Source organism: Dictyobacter formicarum, assembly GCF_016587435.1.
In genome coordinates this window covers 351,184-373,223 of record NZ_BNJJ01000005.1, presented here as the reverse complement: position 1 = coordinate 373,223, position 22,040 = coordinate 351,184, and the positions used below count along the sequence as shown (strand labels likewise).

Genomic DNA, 22,040 nt, shown 5'->3' with positions numbered 1-22,040 from the left:
TTACATGCTATTGTTCCGCCAGCGTTTTTTCTGATCCGAGTAAAACGCATTGCTATTTTGCTTCTTCAGGCCATGGTAAGCTCTTCTTGCTCTGTCTGAGCGCCTTCTGCATTCTCCTGGTCATCCTGTTCCTGTGCATCTACCTCAGAAGTTCTGCTTGATTGTTGTTCTTTATCCCAATAGCGACAAAATGGTAGGGCCATCAGAATGAAGAAATAGATACCCACTCCCTGGTTCCAGATGTCGTTGGACTCATATCCCTGGATAACAATGCTCACCAGCGTACCGAAGGCAATCGCCAGTAACAGTTTTTGCTCGAAGCTTTTGCCCGTAAAGTATTTTTTTAGCAGGCACCAGCCAAAGGCGATAAAGCCGAACGACATAAGTATCAGGCCTATGATGCCATGCTCAAACATAGATTCCAGATAGATGTTGTGTGCAGCAGTGGCGATGACGCCGCCGCCGAAACCAACCTGTAGTTGGGTCAACAAAACATCTGAAGACTTCAAGCCATATCCCAGAAGCTGAGCTGGATCAAAGTGATTGATCAATGCCTGCCACAGATAGGTACGGCCATTAAGCGATGAAATATCGCTATTGGAAAAGCGGCTCAGAAGAGGGATGTTAGCCAGAGACGTGCCTAGAAAGACCAGGCCCATGATAGCAGTACCCGCACCTATAGCGATGCCGCGCATCTTATTGGAAGGCAGGAATAGTACAGTAACTACCAACCCGACAGCTACGGCGAGCAACGTGCCTCGATTAAAAGTAAGTCCCAGTGCTAGCATTAATAAGAGCAATACAGCGATGCCTCCGCATATCTTGAGGAAGCTACGCATGGTAAAGATACGATAGATGGTAATGGGAATGAGCACTGACAGATAGAGACCCAATGTTGGTGGCGTATCATAGAAAATCGAGCTAATACGGAAGTAGCCCGTGGTTGGATCGACCACACCATGCTGGTGGATCGTAAAGCCATATAGTCCATAGAGCGCGATAAAGATGGCGGGCGCAATCATCGCATCGATAAAGCCAATCAACTTCTGGCGCGAATCAATCACCAGCACAACCAGCACACTAACAGCAAAGAAATCCAGCTCAGTGGTCCAGATGGTCATAAATTCTGATAATGGGATCGGCGAAATGCCCATACCCAGCAGAATCCAGATGAAGTAGAATAACCAGAATGGAAGCGCTGGTAGACGCTTGAAGGCCTCTTTGGTTGGAACATAAAAGAGCAGCAAGAGTGTCGGCAGCGTTAGACCCGAAAGTAGATTATTACCATTAAACAATGGCAAAGCCGAACCAATGAATACATTGATACAGGCCCAGGCCAGGACTAGCAGGTATTGATAACGCAAGAGGGCGAAAACCGCCAGAGACCCAAAGGCTATACGTACTGTGAGGGTGGCATTCTGCACAGCGCCAGCGGCCCCGGCTGCAAAAATGGATAATGCGAAAATTACTTGCATTGCCCTTTTGCGGAAAGCATATGTCAGGCCAAAATCCCTCATACCGCCTTCCTTCCAGTTGACCCACTTAATATAGTACTGTCCCATTCCCACCTTCCAGATCATATCCAATAACTCTTTGGGTGGGGTCAGCAGATTCAATTTTCCAATCATCATGCGTAGGGTAACGAGCAAAATGATCATCGTGCAGAAGTAGTAGAGGGAGGTGCCAAACGCGATACCAAAGCCTCCCCATAGGCGGCCAAAGATGGCATCAAAAGCGGCATTAGCAAAGACGCTAAAGACGCTAACCCCCATCAAGACACGCGTTTTGCCCAGGGCGCTGAATGCACGCGACACAATGAAGCCGATGGCGGTTGGGAACATACCAATCGATAAGCCAGCTAGAATCCAGGCGGTCGTATCGGCATCGTGCGCCGTAAAATGGCCATGCTCAAAGATGATCGCGATGATTATCCGGGCCCCAAACGTCATGACAAAGGTCAGGGCCAGCGTAGCTATGCCCACGATCCATAGATAGAGCCGTAGCGTTCCTTTGAAGGCTCGCATATCCTTAATGGCGGCCTGGCTGGCCAGATACGGCAAGGCTGCCCGACCGACGGCCGCGAACAGAACACCCGTGGGCACGCCATTGAGCTTGAGCGCGTTATTCAGTGCTGCAATGGTGCCTGCGCTCTGATATGCACCAAAGATGGTATCCACAATTGGGCTTGCCATGCTGATCAAGCCGCCAAAGAGGGCCGGCCAGGCCGCAGCCATTATTGGTTTCAGTTCCGGCAGTTTTAAATCTATCATGGGCCGGTAGACAATTTGTGATTTATGGGCGCGGTAAATAATGACTCCCAGTTGCAGTACCTGTCCTATCAGCGTGCCAATACAAAGCATCAATACACCGAAGTTATTGCCGCCAACTAGAACTACACTGGCTGTGGTCAGGGGAGTCAGCATACCTGCATAGGCCGGCCAGCCAAACTTGCCTTCTGCATTGAGCAGACACTCCATAAAGCTATTGAGTGTCATCAGTCCCAGCACCGGAAAGATAAAGGGGGCCAGGTCCTGCGCTATCAACACGGTTCCTGGACTTACTGTGATCGTGCCACTCGCCAGGCCTAATATCAACTCTCTTTTGAAGAGGAGCATGGCGCAGGTGAGTACGATGGAGAGCACGATCAGCAGATTGAGCAGCGTGCTAAAGAGTTTGGAGGCCTGTTCACGCGTTCCCTTAGTGCGCAGCCGTGAGTAGGCAGGGATGACCGAAGCCTCCAGCGCACTGGCCAGCATCGGCGCAAGAGTCGTCGGAATAAGGGATGCCACATAGTAAGCATCCATATGTTGATCTTGCCCAAACTTGGCAGTTACCACTATCTGATTCAGGAGACCCATAACGCGAATCAGCAAGTTGGCCGAGGCCAGACTGAGCAGAGCCCGGAAAATATTTTTATTGGCAGATTTTATTTTGACCGCCACCAGCCGAGCACTTGTCGTGCTCAGCAATGGTTGACTATCATTTCTGCCGTTGCCCAAAGATTGAGACATGTTTATTAACCGTTCTATCAGTGATGTTTATGGGTCTAAAGTCTGAATATTTTGGCGTCTTGAAATCCTCTGGTCATATTGCGTGTATCGACGATAGAGCGTGACTCCTCAACTATAGAAGCGACATCATAATAGTCGTGGTCAGTCACCAGCACAATACAATCCGCGGCCTGCATTAAACCACTACTCACAAGTTGTGAATGCAGCGTGCGGCCCTGAAGCGCCAGAGAGGGGACATAATTATCGTTATAGAGCACAACCGCTTTATGTGAAATCAACTCCTGAATAATATCCAGGGCTGGAGACTCGCGAACATCGCTGACATTGCGTTTATAGGCGATACCCAGTACCAGAACGGTTGCGCCATTCAGGCTACGACGCTGTTCATTGAGTGCGGACATAACCTTGTTTACCACATAGTGTGGCATGCTACTATTGATCTCAGCTGCCAGCTCGATGAAGCGTGCATTGTAGTCCAGCGTCTTTAGTTTCCATGAAAGGTAATGCGGATCGACCGGTATGCAGTGGCCTCCCAGGCCAGGACCGGGTTGAAAGCGCATAAAGCCAAACGGTTTGGTCGCTGCTGCATCAATAACTTCCCATACATTGATATTTAATTTTTCGCACATAATAGCGATCTCATTGACCAGGCCGATATTGACGGCACGGAACGTATTCTCAAGCAGCTTGGTCATCTCAGCTACGCGGGCCGAAGTGACTGGCACAATCTGTTCAATAGCTGCCCTATAGTAAGCCTGGGCTAGTTCGGTGCATGAGGGTGTGATACCACCAACCACCTTGGGTGTATTTTTAGTACCGAATTTAGGATTGCCCGGGTCAATGCGCTCGGGCGAGAATGCCAGGAAAAAGTCTTCACCCACCTTTAATCCTGAGTTCTCTAACTCTGGGAGCAACACCTCATCTGTTGTGCCTGGATAGGTTGTGCTTTCCAGGATGATGAGCTGCCCCTCGTGCAGATGGGTACGTACCTGTTGGGTCGCTGAAATAATATAGGAGACATCTGGTTCCCGCGTTTTGCGTAGCGGAGTAGGGACGCAGATACTGATGGCGTCAACCTCATCGAGGGCACCAAAATCGGTAGTGAATTTTAATGTACCTGCAGCGACCAGGCGTTGTAGATTATCGCTCTCAATATCTGAGATATAGCTTTGCCCTTCATTGGCCAGATCGACTTTTTTCTGATCAACATCGATGCCCGTAACCTGAAAACCGGCCTCGGCGAAAGTCACGGCTAGCGGCAGCCCCACATAACCAAGTCCAATAATAGCAACTCGTAATGAGCGCGAGGAGATCTTCTCCAGGAGTTGATTTTTCATTAACCTTTGTTTTCCTTTTATATGCTCAAACATTTTTTCAAAAAACACAGAAATTTACAAAAAAGATAAAATTGACGTATATATGCTGTATGTTGCTTTTATACCTGACATGGTAAGCTGGCCAAATGCTTGACCAGCAGCCATGTCAGGCCAAATGTTTCTGCCGCTATTATGCTACCTGCCTGCTGATTATTATCCCGGTTCATTAACGTTTATTGTTAGTAGAAGGGAGAATAGCGGTATTGGTGGCATCAATAGCGTGATTGATAACAGGTGTATGGGGCGGCATAGCCATAGCAATATCAGCCCGTGGGCGCGATTGAATATTGCTCAGATAATCATGCACCTCACCATATTCAGGCCAGTAGCTTTTATTGAGCGCCACACCCAGAATACGTGTACCTGTTCGAGCGAGCGCTTGCTTCGCCCGTAGCATTGCTTTGCGTGGTGTGCGTGAGGCATCAACGACCAAAATCGTTACTTGCATATATGCCGCCATAATTTGAGCATCGGCAATCGGAAGCAGAGGTGGAGTATCGAAAATGATATAGTCAAATTTGGGTGTATTGCGGAAATGATTGAAGAGTTGACTGGCCAGTTGGGACTGCAGCAACTCTGATGGATTGGATGGGAGCACGCCAGCGGTCAAGACACGCAGTGAAGGAATCTCAGTTGGCTGTCCATCTAGCTCCGTTTCAATCTGGGCCCACATCTCCAGGAAAGCATTTGAGAGCCCCTTTTGATTCGCCAGCTGAAAGTGTTGGTCCAGCACAGGATGGCGTAGATCGGCATCTACAAGCAGCACTCGTTTGCCAGACATAGCCAGGAATGAAGCCATATTAGCAGCGATCGTGCTTTTACCCTCGCCGGCCATTGAGCTGGTTACCATTACTAATTTAAATGGACGAAGCATCTGTGCCATATTCAGATTGGCGCATAGAATGCGGCATCCCTCAGCCAACTCTGGAGTCTCTTCTGCATTGCGTGAACGCTGTTTGCGGGAAAGCTCAGGGATGATTGTTAGTGCATCAATACCCAGTAATTTATTGACCTCTTCAGGAGCGGTTAGACGATCATCTATCCATTCAAATATAACAATAATGGCCAGTGCCAGACCCAGGCCAACCAGAGCACCAATCAGTGAATCCTGTGAAGGACGTGGTCTAACCGGGTCCGTTGGAACTACCGGGTCAATGATATTAAAGTTTGCCTGACTACCCAGACGGGTATTGGCATAATCGGTGAAGCTGCGTGCGACCTCTCTGGAGAGTTGTGCTGCCAGCTGTGGATCAGTGCTATCAACCAGAATATCAATAATAGGAGTGTTAGTGCCAGGCTGTGTTTTGACCATGCTGCTCAATTGTTTAAGTGTCATATTGTGTTTGGCAGCCACAGGACTAAGGACATTGGGGTTGGTGATCAACTGAGTATAGGTTGGTTGCTGAGCAATAGCCGCTGTCGTACTATCGTTTTGTGACGTACCCGCCAGCGTAATCAGGAGGCGTGTTTGTGCTTCATAGACGGGTTGCATCAGCAGTTTGGTGACGAGGTAGGTTGTACCGCCACAAATAACCATACCAAGTATTATGACCCATGCCCAACGTTTTGCGAGTAGTATATAGCGACTTAGCGTACTCCGCATTGAAATACCGTCCTTACCAGATTTTTTAGTCATCTATAAATGACAATGTCAGATTACCATAAAAATGTCTATTGTGTAGTACTAATGAATAAATTTGCCTATGATACATCAACAACATAAAGGTTGATTTTACCAATGTTCTTCTTAAAAGCTTACCTTCTATAGATGAGAATCAGGTTGTCGCTCGTGTTGAGAAGACGTTGAAAATAGCACTCCTTTGTTGAGATAATGACCCCATGAGGTTTATGTTTGTTTCCTCCTATTTTTAGGGACGAGACTAAATAAAACTATTTATGCTATTGCAAGGGAGTAAGGGTTTTTACTCGTATATTTGATGAGCCCTACTGTATTTTTATGCACTCATCACCTGGATAACGCTACCAGAGTAAGCCGTCAATATATAGTAACGACACTCAGGGCATCCATTTCCGCATATCGTACTTTTTGCATAAATTTCATACTTTGCACAGTATAGTAGATAACAATCAGATAATGTAACCATGAGGAAAATATTCCTACGTTTGAATGTATTTCGTGGTTAAATAATCACCACGGTGGAAGTTATCTCATGAATTTCTCTACACTTTTGCCAGATGATTCACTGATTCTCTACCGATATGAACATCTATTTTTCACAACATCTATGGTATTTTTGTAAGGGGTAACGTATTATTCATTGCTCCATCATTTTCTAATGCTATATTCTAGTGGAGAATAATCTCTTACTTGTATTGTATTATTGTAAAGAAATAAATCTATGCTTAAAAGAATGAATGCGGAGGATCCTGCATGAGGTTCAAGTCTGTTGTCACGATTGTGACTATCTTTATTATTGCAGGAGCTCTGATCAGTTTTTATTTCTTGTCGCCATCTTTAATGGTTGGCTCGAATGATCAATCGCCTACGCTCAACTATGGCCGTGATAATGCCTCTTCGGGCTCAGATAATGCTATAACGCGTGAAAATGCATTGACTGGTACGACATCGTGGAAGATTCCTCCAGGCAGTGAAGCTACCACGCAAATCCAGGGGTACGTGAGCGCGACTTCTGTCAAACCAGGGAAGTCTCTAACTTTTTATATCAGCACTCAGGTGGCTCAGACTTCTTATCGTATTGATATTTTTCGACTGGGATGGTACAGCGGCCTGGGTGGGCGCTTGATGACTTCAGTTCCCAATCTTTCTGGACAGGCCCAGGGATACTACGATAGCGTTGGTAGTCATCTCGTAAACTGTACTACCTGCACATTGGCAAAGGATAGCGGCCTGGTTGAGACGCACTGGAAGCCATCATATACCTTGCATATTCCCAAAGATTGGACTACCGGGATTTATCTGGCGAAATTTACTGATGCCAATGGTAAGCAGTCCTACGCCCCTTTTGATGTGTTGGGGTCAACAACCTCGCCATACATCGCTGTTACGCCGGATACTACGTATGCTGCCTATAATGATTGGGGCGGTTCCAGCCTGTATGATGCTGATGATGCGTTCCTGGGAACGGCGGTTGCCAAGAGAGCTGTCAAAGTTTCCATGGATAAACCCTATGATATCGAAAATGGTGCCAGTCAGGTGCTGGTATTTATTGTGCAGACAGTGCGGTGGATGGAGCAGCACAACTACGACGTTTCATACGCAAGTGACATTGATATGCAGACGAATCCCCATCTATTGGATAAACATAAAGCTTATATCTCTCTAGGCCATGATGAATACTGGACGAAGAGTATGCGCACAACAATAGAGAATGCGCGTAACAAAGGGATTGGTTTAGCCTTTATGGGGGCCAATGCTATCTACTGGCAAATGCGTTTTGAGCCTGATTCTGCTGGTGGTGCCAACCGTACCATTGTCTCTTACAAGGTTCAGACCGCCAACCAGGACCTTGCGCGCGATCCAATGTATGGTAAAGATAATTCCGTCGTTACCAGTATGTGGCGCGATCCTGTGGTAGGTCGGCCCGAGAATGCCGTGGTAGGGGTTTTATTCTCTAACCTTACCCACGATCAAAATGGTTTTCCCTGGCGTGTAGCGCCTCAGGCTGCCTCATTGCCATTGCTCAAGGGCACTAACTTACAGCCTAACCAGGATTACGGCTGTGGAGTTGTTGGTTATGAATGGGATCGAGCACATCTTGATCCTAATGGCACACCAGACAATCCATCCTATAGTAGTACCACACCAAAGAATTTGCATATTATTAGCGCATCACCCACAGTCAGCAGCGAAACTAAGCAGACTGATGTCAGCAATTCATCTTACTATATTGCTCCCTCAGGTGCTCTGGTCTTTGCTACCGGATCAATATATTGGGAAACAACCCTGGACAACTATCGGGCACATGTTGATCCAAAATGTGGAGACAAAAGCACTGCCGTTCCGGAAATGCAATCCTTGATGGCTAACGTGATGGCAGCACTGATTGTGAAGCATAATCCCAATAGTTTTTAAGCGAGGGACGGGGACTGTCTCAGCAGACAAATGGTGGCAACTTTTTGCTGGCTAGACGAGGGAAGCATCCATACTATCTGGTAATTGACTGTGAGGGAAAAGGGGTTTATGCGTAGAGCAGCACGTTTACTGGTTGCGGCATTTTTCTACTATTCTGGCCTGGTGAAGCTCAGTCGCTGGCGTATGCGTCGGCGGGGGCCGCGTTTGCTTATCTTAAATTACCATCGTGCGAGCCTGGGTGATATCCGGCGGCATATGCAATATTTGAATCGACATTATCGAATTCTGCATCTGGAAGAGGCCTTGGAGGAACTATATGCTCCACAGCCGCCTGCCAGAAAGTCGAGTAAGCAACGTACACCGGTCGTGATAACGTTTGATGATGGCTATCACGATAATTATACCCATGCTTTTCAAGCGGCCGTTGAACTGCAGGTACCTATTACCATTTTTTTGATCCCCAGCTATATCGATAGTGGAGATTATTTCTGGTGGGGTGAAGGTGAGCGCCTGGTGAAGCAGACTCAACTCGATGAATTTATCCTTGATGGTCAGACATATCATTTGCAGCAGCCCGAGTCACAGAAAGCTCTGGCCCAATCAATTGATGCTCGTTTGCGCATCGCCCGCTCGGTGGCAGAACGAGAGCAGTTTTTGACGCAGGTGAGGCACGATTTAGCTATAATAGCACCAAATACTTGCGAAGAAGAGGTAAAAGATGTTAATATTCCCCTGTCGTGGGGGGAAGTACTGAAAATGCAGAAAAGTGGTTTTGTCTCCTTTGGAGCTCACACCATGCATCATCCGGTATTAGCCTGTTTATCAGATCCAGCGGAGGTGCGCTATGAAATCGCCACCTGCCGTCAGGTGTTGCAGGAGCGGCTGGGCAAGCCTATCCGAACTTTTGCCTATCCTATCGGCCGCACCGAACATATTGGAACGGAGGCCCTCAAGGCAGTGCGTGAGGCGGAATATTGTTGGGCTGTAACAACTACAAAAGGGATTGCAACGCCACAGAGCGACCCCTATCGTCTGGAACGTGTTCTGGTAGATGTGCGGCGCCACTGGCTCTTAATTGCTGCAGAAACCTCGGGTATCTGGAGTATATTCGCACCACTATGGAAACCTTTTATTAACGAAAAAGCAGATATATAGAGCAATAAATATCTTTTTATCTTTGAGGTGTTGCGTGTTACGTCATTCATCTGATGTAGATAGCATTGGCGCTACTCAATCTACTCTAAATGAGCAATCTGTCAATAATGGTGGAGGCAAGCCGAAAATATACGATGCAGTGGTGTTGGACGCGGCCTTGCGTCAGTCACTGGTGTCGATACGCTCATTGGGTAAACGTGGATTGAAGGTGGCAGCTCTGGAGGCAGAGAACCAGGTTCCGGCGTTTTCTTCACGTTGGTGCCAGCAAGGTATTGTCTGTCCCAGTAGTGCTGGAACTGCGGCCTATCTTAACTTCCTCGAACAATGGTTAGAGCGTAGCGGTGCTCGCGTCGCCATCGCATCTTCTGATAGTACAGTAGCTCTCTTGCGCCAGCATCGGGAGCGGCTGGAAAAGCACGTAAAGATTGCTCTGGCACGTGATCCTGCGATGGGGATTGCCATCAACAAGGAGCTAACACTGGATGTCGCCAGACAACTGGGATTGGGTATCCCGCGTGGCGCAACGATCAGCTCCGTAGATGAAGTGTCAGCTGCTGTCAAAGAGATTGGCTTACCAGCTGTTATCAAGCCAGTTGAGTCCTGGTTATGGGATGAGCAGCAAGGGGGCGGTGCCCGCTTTGCTTCTCGACTGGTAACTACAGCAGATGAAGCGCGCCGAGCTGTGGAAGAATTGACTCAACTGGGTGGTACCATCCTGTTTCAGCAGTTCTTAACTGGTCGGCGTGAGGCGGTAAGCATTATGTATGCGAACCGAGAGGTGCATGCCAGTTTTGCTCAATGGGCCAGGCGTACCGAGCCCCAACTAGGCGGAACCTCGGTCCTACGCCAGAGCATTGCTGTGCCGCAAGACATTGGCGCTCAGTCTGAGCGGTTGATCCGTGAAATCGACCTGGAGGGCTATTCCGAGGTCGAATTTCGGCGCGACCAGGCAGGCATCCCCTATCTTATGGAGATCAATCCTCGTTTATCAGCGTCGGTAGAAATTGCCGTACGTTCTGGCGTTGATTTTCCTCATCTGCTCTATCAATGGGCAAATGGCGAAAAGATCGATAAGGTTCGTTCGTATCGCGTAGGGGGCTGGATGCGCTACCTTAAAGGGGATATTATGACGACGATTGAAGCTCTACAGAAACGTGGGCGTCCCGGCATAACCCCACCAGGCCAGGCTGTACTAGGTTTTACCCTCTCTTTTTTTCAACCTATGAATTATGACTACGTGGATTGGAATGATTTGACCCCTGCTATAAAAGCATCAACGGAATTCACGTTTGAGTGGGTAGGAGGGGCTATTGCCAAAAGGTTGTCACGTATCAAAAGGAGTTCCTTATGAGTGTTGTGTCTGACTTACAAGAATCTCAGCAGTTGACACCGGTCGCGCAATACGATGTGATTGTTGTTGGGGCCGGCCCTTATGGTCTTACTACGGCTGCTCATTTGATCGGCAAAGGATTAAATGTAGCTGTCTTTGGCAAGCCAATGGAGTTGTGGACCAGGCATATGCCTGCGGGAATGTACTTGCGCTCTCACTGGTGGGCGACAAGTCTTTCTGATCCACAAAAAAAGTATAGTTTTGCGCGTTACTTAAAGATGAGGAATATAAAAAATCCTTATCCTGTTCCGATGAAACTCTTTTTAGATTATGCTTTCTGGTTCCAAAAAAATGCTGTACCTAATGTGGATGAGACCTATGTAACTTCAATTAAACGGCAAAATGAACGTTTTATCGTAACCCTGGAAGATGGGCGTGAGGTGCAGGCAACATCGGTGGTGATGGCGATTGGAGTGTATTATTTCAGTCGACGGCCGCAGGAATTTAGCGGTTTCCCTAAAGAGCTGGTCTCCCATGCCTTCGATCATGGTGATTATAGTCAGTTTAAAGGTAAAAATATCATGGTTCTGGGAGGTGGGCAAAGCGCTGTTGAATATTCTGCGTTGCTCCTGGAGGATGGAGAAGCCGCTGATGTGCACCTGGTCGTTCGTCGTTCAATTAACTGGTTGCCACGAGATCGCCACGATGAGCGCACATTGTGGGAAAAAATTCAGGCTCCGTCGGCCGGTATTGCTCCTGGCTGGGAAAACTGGGTATTGGAATATATGCCATATCTATTCTATCTCTTCTCGCAGGATCGCAAAGACCGCTTTATTAAATCGCATTACCAGGCTGCGGCTTCCCACTGGCTGCGTGAGCGGGTAATGGGCGAAGATAAGGTCAAAGTACATGAGCGCACGGCAATCAAAGAGCTTAAAGAACGAGACGGCAAACTGGATGTATTGCTTTCGGATGGACAGCGAATTCAGGTTGACCATCTGCTGCTTGGTACCGGTTACGAGGTCACGGTAAAGAACCTTTCGATGATCGACCCATCTCTGTTATCCCAGATCCGAGAAGACCAGCATATTCCGATTTTAAGTCACTGGTTTGAAAGTAGCGTCCCGGGATTGTTTTTTATTGGTCTCAGTTCTGTGCGTGCCTTTGGTCCATTGTATCGTTTTGTTGTGGGTGCGAAAGCTGCTGGAAAGCGAGTGGCTGTCGGAGCTGCACGCTATGTAGCTCACCATAGATAGGTGTGATGCGTGCAACACAATTGCTGCCAGAAGTATTAAGGGTGTGAGGGGTTTATTATGTACGAACGCATGCGCGTAGTAATTGCGGCAATGTTTTACTACCTGGGTATTACTTATCTGGCTTTGCGGATCAATGAGCGGTTTGACCAACGGTTGCTTATTCTTAACTATCATAATGCGGACGGTGGCCTGGAGGCGCACATGCGTTACCTGCAGCGTCACTATCGCATTGTACATTTAGAGGAGGCTCTGGAAGAGCTTTTTATAAAAAGAACACAAAAAAGCGTTGCTAGTAAACGTGATCGCCGTCGTCTGCTCGTTTTAACCTTTGATGATGGTTATATTGATAACTACACCGAAGGATTTCGACTGGCGCAGCGCTATCAAGTACCGATAACGATCTTTTTAATTCCTGGTTATGTCGAAAGTGGCCGCTACTTCTGGTGGTTAGCGGCCAGCAAATTGATTAGCCTGCTCAAGTGTGAGCAGGTGTGCTTTGATGGCTGCACCTATCACCTGTCGGTACCGCACGAACGCCAGGCATTAATCGATATCATTGATGGACGAGCACGGCACGCGACGTCAATTGCTGAGCGAGAGCAATTTCTCTCAGATGTGCAATTGGCTTTGCAGCTAGCACTGCCATGTCGCGATCTGACTCCCAACGATACTGATTTACCGATGACCTGGGAACAGATTCGCGAAATGGAAGCCAGCGGACTGGTTTCTTACGGTGCTCATACAGTCAATCATCCTATTCTGGCTTATTTATCAGATCCAGCGGAAATATTGCACGAAGTGCAGGCTTCACGCCAGCTTCTAGAAGAGAATCTGGGCCATTCGGTTCGCTTGTTTGCCTATCCCGTTGGGAAAATGCAACACATTGGTGAGCAAGGAATTGAGGCTGTTAAGGCAGCAGGTTTTACCTGGGCGGTAACGACCCTGGAAACGCTCAATACCAGCGAGTCAAATCCCTTATTGCTAGGCCGTATGCCTGGCGATACCGAAGTGAATTGGATGGTCATGGCAGCCGAACTTGTTGGACTGCTGGGTATCGTATCTCGAATCAGGAAAAAGTATGCCAAACTCTTTAAAAAATAATGACGCGAAAGGTCGGAAGGCAGCTATTCCGCAGTCACAATATGCCGAAGACCTTGTGACGCGGTCGCCGACGTATGACGCACTGGTATTAGATGCCAATTTGCGTCAATCTTTGGTGGCAGTGCGTTCGCTAGGAAAACGAGGGATGCATGTAGCCGCTCTTGAGACTGCGCAGCCATCTAGAAGGTCTCGCGCTATCCCTACGTTCGCGTCGCGTTGGTGTGAGCGCGCCTATGTGGCACCGGCCTATGATCAACAGGTGGAGCCCTATCTGGCCTATCTGCACCAGATATTGGCCTATATGGGTGCGCGGGTATTGTTGACCTCTTCAGATGGTACGCTAGCGGTTATTCGCGAGCACCGGGAGGAGATTGAAAAATACACACGTATTGCTCTGGCCAGGGAGCCTGCTCTGGAAGTGGCGATTAACAAGGATCTCACCCTGTCAATTGCTGAGCGGTTAGGTCTGGACATTCCCAAAGGCGTGACAGTCTCTTCTACCAGTGAGGTCAAGGAAGCCATACGTGAGATTGGTTTGCCTGCCGTCGTCAAACCAATCGAAACCTGGTTATGGGGAGAACAACAAGGAGTGCGCTTGATTTGTGAGTTGGTAACAACGCCGGATGAAGCGTATCAGGCTGTCGAAAAGTTAACCCAATTTGGTGGTAGTACCCTGTTTCAGCAGTTCCTGACTGGTCGCCGGGAAGCGGTCAGCCTGCTTTATGGACAGGGCACCTTCTATGCACGCTTTGCCCAGTGGGCTAAGCGCACCCAGCCACCACTGGGTGGTACTTCGGTCTTACGACAGAGTATCGCTATTCCAGATGATATCGGGCAGCAGTCAGAGAGACTGGTGCGGGAAATTGAACTGGAAGGCTATTCTGAAGTAGAGTTTCGCCGTGACGAAGCTGGAAAACCATACCTGATGGAAATTAATCCCCGGCTCTCGGCCTCCGTCGAAGTTGCGGTACGTTCTGGCATTGATTTTCCCTATCTGCTCTATCAATGGGCAGCGGGAGAAGCTATCGAGCCTGTTGATGGTTATCAAACCGGAGGGTGGATGCGTTTTCTGGAAGGCGACATCGTTACAACTGCTGAGGCCCTGGCCCAGCGTGGCCGACCAGGCGTGCCGTCACCGGCTCAGACTATTTTACAATTTTGTTCAAGTTTTTTTATGCCTACTGGTTATGATTATGTTGATTTGAAGGACCTAAAACCTGTTTGGAGTGCGGCAAAGGATTTTTCTTATCGTTCCGTACGCAAATTGAGTAAATAACTCTCTGGAGGAATTTATCGTGAGTGTCTCTTTAAACGCTAAAAAGAATCAGGCTTCTACACCTTCTACTCAATATGATGTGGTCGTTATGGGCGCCGGCCCTTATGGTCTCTCTGTGTCTGCCCATTTAATGGGTCATGGGCTCAAAGTAGCTACCTTTGGAAAAGTGAATTATTTCTGGCGCAATCATATGCCTGATGGCATGTTGCTGCGTTCCTTCTGGTGGGCTTCCAGCCTTTCAGATCCACAGGGGAAATATGCGATTGCCCGCTATTATGAGGCGCACGGCAAAACTCCGGTTGATCCGATGCCGCGCGAAACTTTCCTGGATTATGTCAATTGGTTCCAGAAACATGCTGTACCTGATGTCGATGAAACATATATCAGTAACATCGAACGTGTCGATGATCACTATCGCGTGACCCTGGAAGATGGACGTGTAGTGACGAGCAAAGTAGTAGTTGTTGCTCCTGGACTACACTACTATATCTATTCTCCAGAAGATTATGCGCATATGCCCAAGCACCTGGTTTCGCACCAGGCTGACCATGCTACGCTGGAGTCATTCAAAAACAAGAGAGTCGCGGTTATTGGTGGCGGCCAGGGAGCCCTGGAGACGGCGGCGCTATTGAATGAGCAGGGTACCAAAGTATCCGTATTCGTGCGTCGTAAAGTGCGCTGGCTCACCCTTCAGAACACGAAATACCCAGCCTGGGTGCGCAATCTGCGAGCTCCAAAGGCTGGTATGGGCTATGGCTGGTCCAACTTGATTCAGGAGAAGTATCCTTACTCCCTGCATAGCGCGTCCCGCGCTCGCCGCGATGACATCGTCGACAATACACATGGACCGGCTGGATCGCACTGGTTGAGGCCGCGCATCATTGGACAGGTCGATCTGCGCGAGAATACATCTATCGCAAAGATTGAGGAAGTAGACGGAAAAGTAAAGCTGACGCTGGCCAATGGTCAGGAAGAGGTCTATGATCATGTTATCCTTGGTACCGGTTATCGCCCAGACGTGAAAGCATTGCCGATGCTGGACGAGAACATTAAGGATTCATTGCAGACCCATCGTGGCTCACCAGTCCTGAACAGCCATTTTGAGACCAGCGTACCAGGTCTCTACTTTGTTGGCTTCTCGTCTGCACGTAGCTTCGGTCCTTTCTATCGCTTCGTTGTGGGAGCTGATGCTGCTGCTCGCCGAGCTTCCGGCGCTATTGCCAAACAGGTGGTGCGTTCGCGCTAAACCTCATCTACCCAGATTGCTAGCATGAGTTATCTCACACAAGCGAGATAACTCATATGTGGTCGATGGAAGTAGTGTCAAAGGAAGTTAGGATGAGTAGACGAATTCTGATAATGCTGGCTGGCTTCTTCTATTACAGCGGCCTGATTGCTCTGGCTCGCCGGTGGACGCAGCGAGCGGGACGGCGAGTCGCCATCTTAACCTACCACTCTTCGGTGGGTGGCAACTTTTTACAACACCTGCGGTATCTGCGTCGTCACTATCGTATTATGTCATTAGACGCCGCACTGGAAGAACTCTACAGCGGACAGAAAGATCCTAAGTATCAAAATGATCGACGTACACCACTCGTTATTAGCTTAGATGATGGTTATACTGACAATTATACCTATGCCATGAATGTGGCCCGCGATTATTATATTCCTTTAACTATTTATCTTGTTCCGGGCTATATCGAAACCCATCAGCGCTTCTGGTGGTTTGAAGGCCAGAGCATGGCTCGCCGGGCACGTGCCCGCGAGTTTACCCTGGATAAGAAACATTTCAATCTAGAGCAAGAGGGGGCCCGGCCGGTTCTGGCTCAATTTATCGATGACCATGCTCGTTTTGCAACCTCGGTAGCTCAGCGCGAGAACTTTTTGTCCGAGGCCAGAGCAGCGCTGGATGTATCGTCCAAGGCTGATAAGCAGGATCGGGATGAAGATCTGCTTTCGGTTACCTGGGAGCAGGCGCTGGAGATGGATAAAAGTGGTTGGATTACTTTCGGTGCCCATACCATGCATCATCCAATTCTTTCTTATATTACTGACACGGCTGAAATGCGCTATGAAGTAACCGAATGTCGTCGGGTACTGAAAAATAAGCTTGGGCACCCTGTGCGTAGTTTTGCCTATCCTGTCGGGCAGGCCCAGCATATCAGCGACGCTGTGGTCCAGGCAGTCAAAGATGCTGGCTATGATTGGGCCGTTACCACTACCTATGGTATTAACACGCCGACCAGCGATCCATATCGCTTGTGCCGTATTGAAGCAGATATTGACCAGCACTGGTTGGTCGTGGCGGCTGAGGCGGCAGGACTATGGGGTTTTATTTCCCGTTTGCGCTGGCTGCCCTTCATTCGTAATAATTTTACCAATGCTCGTCGCGTAAAAGGAAAATAATGCAAGCAACATCATTTTATGTTCATCCTCAGGCCGAAGTAGAGGAAGGAGCGCAGGTTGGCGCTGGCACCCGCATCTGGCGCCAGGCACACGTGCGTTCCCAGTCCCGCATTGGAGAACAGTGCAACATCGGCAAGGGGGTCTATGTTGAATCGCATGTCTCTATTGGTTCGCGCGTTAAAATTCAGAACCACGTTTCGCTCTTCGAGGGAGTCACGATCGAAGATGGCGTTTTTATTGGTCCGCATGTATGTTTTACCAACGATATGTTCCCACGGGCGATCACACCTGACGGTCAATTGAAGAGTGCCGAGGATTGGGAGGTGACACCTACGCTGGTCAAATATGGAGCTTCGCTGGGAGCTGGCTCGGTGATTGTCTGTGGAGTCACGATTGGCGAATTCGCTTTGATCGGAGCGGGATCTGTTGTCACCAGAGATGTGCCACCGTACACGCTGGTTTTTGGCAATCCTGCGCGTGTGCACGGCCATGTATGTCGCTGTGCTCGCCGTCTGTCCAATGTTCACGCATTAGATGATGGCAAGCTCTCAGGCTGGTGTGAGGCCTGTGGTACCCTCTGTGTTTTCCCTGGCTAGCTGGAATTAAGTATAAGGATGTGTAATATTCTGGATGCCCCTTTGCGCCAATGAGATAAACAACAGATGAGTGCCGTAGAGTTGAAGGTATGACAACAGCAAGCATGCGTTCCCGAAGGGGTGCATTCTTGCTGTCATTATTCCTGTCAGGCAGGTATACTAACTAGAACTTTTCAGGGTGTTTTTTCCGCCAGTAGCGTATATAGCCCTGGACAGTCATGGGATAATTGGTGGCCAGGTCGAAGCGTTTGAATGCCTTATCATCTGCTCCCTTACGTTTAAGCTCGGGTGTCGTTTTGTCGATGAGAATCTGAATGATTTCTTCTTCGTTTTTCCCCTCCTGCATTGCCTCCAGCACAATATCACCCCAGGCGAAGAGTTGCGCACGCAATCTTTCCAGGTAAGGGATTGTGTTGCGTACCGGTCCGAAATGTGCCAGGTAGAGCACATCTGGACGCAGCTTTTTGAGCAGATCGATAGTAGTTGACCAGGTTTCGATATCTACATCGGGTGGCGGGGTTGGTGGTCGCACATAATCGATGCCGGGCAAGTGTACACCTGCGGCATCGCCTGCGAACAGCTCTCCAGCATGTACATCATAGAAAACGACATGGTGGCTGGCATGTCCGGGTGTATAGTGCACCTCTAACCGACGACCAGCGACATTCAGTACATCCCCACCATCGATGGTTTGTATATTCTCGGTGGGTACCGCCTCAACCTTGCCCCAAAGCTCTTGCATACGCTCTTTATAGACCCGACTGGCACTGGTAATCAGTTTCGTCGGATCTTTCAGGTGTGGGGCTCCCTTGCTATACACAAGGACTTTGGCATCAGGCATGTGGTGCAGCAATGTCCCCACGCCCCCGGCATGATCCAGATGAATATGGGTCAGGAGGATGTGGGTAATCGCCTGAGGATTAAACTCTGCTTCCTGTAAGGAGGCCAGCAGAGATTCAATCGTTGTTTCTGGACCGGGATCTATGAGTGTGACCTCATCTTGCCCGGCCAGGACATATGTCCCAATGACCTCGGATTCTCCTTGAAAAGGCAGGGAGATATGCCAGAGACCTGGACTGTGTTTACTAACGGTTGCCAAGAGCTGCTCCTTCGTTTTATTTCTTTACTGAGATGGCTTTGGCCTGTGTAAAGAGAAGCAGGTAGTCCCGTCCGCCAGCTTTAGAATCAGTACCTGACATATTAAAGCCACCAAACGGATGTACACCTACTAACGCGCCTGTGCATTTGCGATTAAAGTAAAGGTTGCCGACATGATACTCTTCTTTGGCACGAGCAATATGCTCGGCATTGGTAGAATAGAGCGAGCCAGTCAGGCCATATTCAGTATCGTTGGCGATCGCAAGTGCCTGATCAAAGTCATTTGCTTTAATTACGGCTAGCACTGGACCAAAGATTTCTTCCTGCGCGATGCGCGCATGCGGGCCTACATCGGCGAAAATGGTTGGTTCCACAAAGTAGCCTGGTCCCTGTTCTCCTCCACCAAGGACTAGTTGGCCTTCGTTTTTCCCAATCTCGATGTATTCGAGGATTTTTTTCTTCGCATTGGCGTCGACAACTGCACCCATGTATGTCCCAGCCTGAGTGACATCTCCGAGCGTTAGCTTTTTCGCTTTTTCAACTACCTTTTGTAATACGTCGTCATAAACGGCGTCGACTATAATTGCGCGTGAGCCCGCTGAACACTTCTGTCCCTGGAAACCAAAGGCGGAGAAGACAATGTTGGTGGCTGCATCCTCGAGATCGGCGGTTTCGTCGACGATAATGGCGTCTTTACCACCCATTTCGAGAATGGAGCGTTTGAGCCAGCGCTGCCCTGGATGTACCTTTGAGGCCCGTTCGTAGATATGCGTGCCTACCTCTCGTGAGCCTGTGAAGGAGACAAAGCGTACCTGTGGACTATCGACCAGGGTATCTCCAATGGTTGAGCCTGAACCTGTCAGATAGTTGACCACTCCAGCGGGTAGCCCGACCTCTTCCAGGATTTGTAGGAACTGGTACGCGATGGCCGGAGCGGTACTGGCTGGTTTCAGGACCACAGTATTGCCTGATACGAAGGCAGCACTGGTCATGCCGGTCATAATGGCATTGGGAAAGTTCCAGGGGGGAATGACGGCAGCTACACCCAGCGGGATATAGACTAGCTCATTCTCCTCACCAGGAAAAGGGGTGATTGGCTGCTTATCGGCTAACCTGAGCATTTCACGCCCATAGAACTCGAGAAAATCGATGGCTTCAGCCGTTTCGACATCGGCCTCAACCCAGCTTTTCCCAACCTCATAGATCATCCAGGCGTTGATCAAAAAGCGGCGTTGACGCATCAGGTCCGCGGCCGCAAATAGATAACCAGCTCGTTCAGAGGCAGGCACGCGTTTCCAGCTCTCGAAAGCGGTGGCTGCGGCCTGGATAGCCTCGTTGGTCTGTTCCCGGGTAGCAGCTGAGAAAGTTCCGATAACCTGCTCTGGCTGGCCAGGATTGACCGAGTTAAAGGTTTGTTCGCTATATATTTTTTTGTCACCAATAATTAAAGGATAAGCGCGCCCTAATTCATTCTTCACCTGCTCAAGCGCGGACTCCTGAGCATGTCGATTGGATTCTTGTGAAAAATCAGTGAAGGGTTCATTCACAAATGATTTTTGCGCGTGGGTGATAGCATTTTCAAATACGGTTGTCATGGGAAGCTCCTTATAAACACTTCACTGTCATGAGTAAACGATCATATATTCCATTGTATCTCATAGCATGAGAGAGATGAAAGCATTTTATGCGTCAGATGCTTGGCTGTGCGACTTTCTGGTGGCAAATCGAAATATGCCCCCTTATTATCGAATTACAACGCATTCTCCAATAGAGGATTTTACCCTCGCTTTATCTCTCTTCTGTTTAGGAGAATGTGTCTGACTGTAATTGCCGCGTGGCCGCTGGAGAGTAGTGCCTGGACTACGAGTGAATGTGTAGCGTGGACACAGTCTGTGTGTCCAGGTCCAGAACGCGGATAACCGAGTTATTCGTGTCGGCTACATAAAGTTTTCCATTAGCGGCGGCAATGCCAGCGGGCTCATTAAACTGTGCCTCTTTGAATGTACCATTTTTTAGGCCAGCTGTGCCAGTTCCCGCCAACATTCTTACCTGTCTTGTGGCAGGGTTAAGGATTTTAATGCGATTGTTGTATGTATCTGCCAGATAAATTTGCTGTTGCCAGACACAGAGCGCCTGAACATGCTGCAAGAGCACCTCGTCGCCTATACCATCCTGATCTCCGAAGACAAAGAGTCCCTGTCCAACCAGGGTATGCACCTGTTTGGATGCGCTTAAATCAATGGCGCGCACTGCGCTCGTTTCGCTATCTGCCACGTACAGGATGTTTTCAGCCAGGGCCAGGCTATTAGGCTGAGCGAAAAAAGCTTCCTGGTAAGGACCGTCTCCGATCCCTTCTGGTCCTCTGCCCGCAAAAGGTTCTATCTTTTCCTCGTTCAGGTGGAGAACTGCGATCTGGTGATTGCCCGCCATAGCGATAAAGAGATCATCGCGGTCGTCAGGGGCATCGTGTCGCCATTGGAGATCCCAGGGAGAATTGAGTGCAATGCTATGGGCGGGCCCACTGGCTGGTGTGCGACTCAAGCCATATTGCTCTCCAGTGCCCGCGATAGTGGCCACATGTCTTATAGTCAGGTCAACTTTGCGGATTAAATGATTGTCGGTATCGGCCACATAGAGCAGATTACCTACCAGGTGGACACCCTGAGGACGATTGAATTGTGCTTGATCAAAGCCGCCATCTGCTCTGCCCATGTTGCCCGTGCCGATAACCTGGCGTATGTGACCATCCAGACCGGTCTCAATGATCCGATGATGGGCCGAGTCGCTGATCACCAGACGATCGGCCGCGCTATCGACGGCGATTTTGCCTGGAAAGGCTAGTAGCGATTGAGTTGCCACTTCGTGAGTGAAGCGTAGTGGTTGGTGGGAGAGCAGGCCACGAGCCTCGAATTCTTCAAGCATTGGCTTGATGAGAGCAATGGCCTGCGTGGGCTCAATCTCGCCCTCGCGGCGTTGAATTACGCGACCCTCTGGATCGATAAATACCAGGCTCGGCCAGGCGCGTACGGCGTATTGCTGCCAGAGGTACATGCTGCGATCATTAACCACAGGATGCTCGATGCCATAACGTAAAACCGCATCGCGTACACTATTTGTAAATTGCTCGCGAGGGAATTTGGGCGAATGCACACTGATTACGGTCAGCGTATCGGGAAAAGCGGCGGCTATGATGCGCAATTGGGCCAGCGCATGCATACAATTGACGCAGCAAAAAGTCCAGAAATGAAGTATTACCATCTGACCGCGTAGTTCAGTCATACTCAATGGATGATCACTATTGATCCAATCCAGATTGGTAGGAAAATCTGGTGCTCGCACCTCGCCGCGAAATTGTGGCTTGCTCATCCGCCTTGCTCCTTT

At 49.0% G+C, this 22,040-nt stretch carries 15 protein-coding genes; 9 read left to right on the top strand and 6 right to left on the bottom strand.

Annotated elements, in window-relative coordinates; translation table 11 throughout:
• Nucleotides 1-65: 65 nt before the first annotated feature.
• The 3 genes from JMI88_RS11345 to JMI88_RS11335 form a co-directional block, all read right to left on the bottom strand.
• The gene (locus JMI88_RS11345) at nucleotides 66-3,011 is read right to left on the bottom strand and encodes a lipid II flippase MurJ (protein ID WP_201361940.1); all 2,946 of its coding nucleotides are present in this window, start codon (nucleotides 3,009-3,011) and stop codon (nucleotides 66-68) included.
• A gap of 35 nt (nucleotides 3,012-3,046) precedes the next feature.
• Nucleotides 3,047-4,348, bottom strand: coding sequence for a nucleotide sugar dehydrogenase (locus JMI88_RS11340; RefSeq protein ID WP_201361939.1), 1,302 nt, complete (start codon nucleotides 4,346-4,348; stop codon nucleotides 3,047-3,049).
• A gap of 205 nt (nucleotides 4,349-4,553) precedes the next feature.
• Nucleotides 4,554-5,990, bottom strand: coding sequence for a tyrosine-protein kinase domain-containing protein (locus tag JMI88_RS11335; RefSeq protein WP_201361938.1), 1,437 nt, complete (start codon nucleotides 5,988-5,990; stop codon nucleotides 4,554-4,556).
• A gap of 789 nt (nucleotides 5,991-6,779) precedes the next feature.
• Between JMI88_RS11335 and JMI88_RS11330 the strand changes: the two genes are divergently transcribed.
• The 9 genes from JMI88_RS11330 to JMI88_RS40365 all read left to right on the top strand — a co-directional run bounded on the left by JMI88_RS11330 (nucleotide 6,780) and on the right by JMI88_RS40365 (nucleotide 17,561).
• The gene (locus tag JMI88_RS11330; protein ID WP_201361937.1) at nucleotides 6,780-8,441 is read left to right on the top strand and encodes a N,N-dimethylformamidase beta subunit family domain-containing protein; all 1,662 of its coding nucleotides are present in this window, start codon (nucleotides 6,780-6,782) and stop codon (nucleotides 8,439-8,441) included.
• 108 nt (nucleotides 8,442-8,549) lie between these two features.
• Nucleotides 8,550-9,596 carry a polysaccharide deacetylase family protein gene (locus tag JMI88_RS11325; protein WP_201361936.1) on the top strand — a complete coding sequence of 349 codons (1,047 nt, stop codon included), beginning with the start codon at nucleotides 8,550-8,552 and terminating at the stop codon, nucleotides 9,594-9,596.
• A 34-nt stretch (nucleotides 9,597-9,630) separates the two neighbouring features.
• Nucleotides 9,631-10,947, top strand: coding sequence for a carboxylate--amine ligase (locus JMI88_RS11320; RefSeq protein WP_201361935.1), 1,317 nt, complete (start codon nucleotides 9,631-9,633; stop codon nucleotides 10,945-10,947).
• Nucleotides 10,944-12,182, top strand: a complete 1,239-nt coding sequence (locus JMI88_RS11315; protein ID WP_201361934.1) for an NAD(P)/FAD-dependent oxidoreductase — start codon at nucleotides 10,944-10,946, stop codon at nucleotides 12,180-12,182. The genes JMI88_RS11320 and JMI88_RS11315 overlap by 4 nt, the downstream gene beginning before the upstream one ends.
• A gap of 57 nt (nucleotides 12,183-12,239) precedes the next feature.
• Nucleotides 12,240-13,283, top strand: a complete 1,044-nt coding sequence (locus tag JMI88_RS11310) for a polysaccharide deacetylase family protein (protein ID WP_201361933.1) — start codon at nucleotides 12,240-12,242, stop codon at nucleotides 13,281-13,283.
• A complete protein-coding gene (locus JMI88_RS11305; protein WP_201361932.1) occupies nucleotides 13,261-14,559 on the top strand; it encodes a carboxylate--amine ligase in 1,299 nt (432 codons plus the stop codon). Before JMI88_RS11310 ends, JMI88_RS11305 begins: the two co-directional genes overlap by 23 nt.
• Before the next feature lie 19 nt (nucleotides 14,560-14,578).
• Nucleotides 14,579-15,805, top strand: a complete 1,227-nt coding sequence (locus tag JMI88_RS11300; protein ID WP_201361931.1) for an NAD(P)-binding domain-containing protein — start codon at nucleotides 14,579-14,581, stop codon at nucleotides 15,803-15,805.
• A 92-nt stretch (nucleotides 15,806-15,897) separates the two neighbouring features.
• Nucleotides 15,898-16,965, top strand: coding sequence for a polysaccharide deacetylase family protein (locus JMI88_RS11295; protein ID WP_201361930.1), 1,068 nt, complete (start codon nucleotides 15,898-15,900; stop codon nucleotides 16,963-16,965).
• Nucleotides 16,965-17,561: an acyltransferase gene (locus JMI88_RS40365; RefSeq protein ID WP_201361929.1), complete on the top strand. Its 597-nt coding sequence runs from the start codon at nucleotides 16,965-16,967 to the stop codon at nucleotides 17,559-17,561. The genes JMI88_RS11295 and JMI88_RS40365 overlap by 1 nt, the downstream gene beginning before the upstream one ends.
• Before the next feature lie 163 nt (nucleotides 17,562-17,724).
• Here JMI88_RS40365 and JMI88_RS11285 read toward each other — a convergent pair whose 3' ends face one another.
• The 3 genes from JMI88_RS11285 to JMI88_RS11275 form a co-directional block, all read right to left on the bottom strand.
• Nucleotides 17,725-18,660, bottom strand: coding sequence for an MBL fold metallo-hydrolase (locus tag JMI88_RS11285; protein WP_201361928.1), 936 nt, complete (start codon nucleotides 18,658-18,660; stop codon nucleotides 17,725-17,727).
• Between the two features lie 16 nt (nucleotides 18,661-18,676).
• Nucleotides 18,677-20,254, bottom strand: coding sequence for an L-glutamate gamma-semialdehyde dehydrogenase (gene pruA, locus JMI88_RS11280; protein WP_201361927.1), 1,578 nt, complete (start codon nucleotides 20,252-20,254; stop codon nucleotides 18,677-18,679).
• 265 nt (nucleotides 20,255-20,519) lie between these two features.
• A complete protein-coding gene (locus tag JMI88_RS11275; protein WP_201361926.1) occupies nucleotides 20,520-22,025 on the bottom strand; it encodes a thioredoxin-like domain-containing protein in 1,506 nt (501 codons plus the stop codon).
• Between the last annotated feature and the right edge of the window lie 15 nt (nucleotides 22,026-22,040).

Coding starts and splice junctions, on each gene's coding strand:
- JMI88_RS11345 (WP_201361940.1), bottom strand. CDS start 3,011: ATGTCTCAATCTTTGGGCAACGGCAGAAATGATAGTCAACCATTGCTG.
- JMI88_RS11340 (WP_201361939.1), bottom strand. CDS start 4,348: ATGAAAAATCAACTCCTGGAGAAGATCTCCTCGCGCTCATTACGAGTT.
- JMI88_RS11335 (WP_201361938.1), bottom strand. CDS start 5,990: ATGCGGAGTACGCTAAGTCGCTATATACTACTCGCAAAACGTTGGGCA.
- JMI88_RS11330 (WP_201361937.1), top strand. CDS start 6,780: ATGAGGTTCAAGTCTGTTGTCACGATTGTGACTATCTTTATTATTGCA.
- JMI88_RS11325 (WP_201361936.1), top strand. CDS start 8,550: ATGCGTAGAGCAGCACGTTTACTGGTTGCGGCATTTTTCTACTATTCT.
- JMI88_RS11315 (WP_201361934.1), top strand. CDS start 10,944: ATGAGTGTTGTGTCTGACTTACAAGAATCTCAGCAGTTGACACCGGTC.
- JMI88_RS11310 (WP_201361933.1), top strand. CDS start 12,240: ATGTACGAACGCATGCGCGTAGTAATTGCGGCAATGTTTTACTACCTG.
- JMI88_RS11305 (WP_201361932.1), top strand. CDS start 13,261: ATGCCAAACTCTTTAAAAAATAATGACGCGAAAGGTCGGAAGGCAGCT.
- JMI88_RS11295 (WP_201361930.1), top strand. CDS start 15,898: ATGAGTAGACGAATTCTGATAATGCTGGCTGGCTTCTTCTATTACAGC.
- JMI88_RS40365 (WP_201361929.1), top strand. CDS start 16,965: ATGCAAGCAACATCATTTTATGTTCATCCTCAGGCCGAAGTAGAGGAA.
- pruA (WP_201361927.1), bottom strand. CDS start 20,254: ATGACAACCGTATTTGAAAATGCTATCACCCACGCGCAAAAATCATTT.
- JMI88_RS11275 (WP_201361926.1), bottom strand. CDS start 22,025: ATGAGCAAGCCACAATTTCGCGGCGAGGTGCGAGCACCAGATTTTCCT.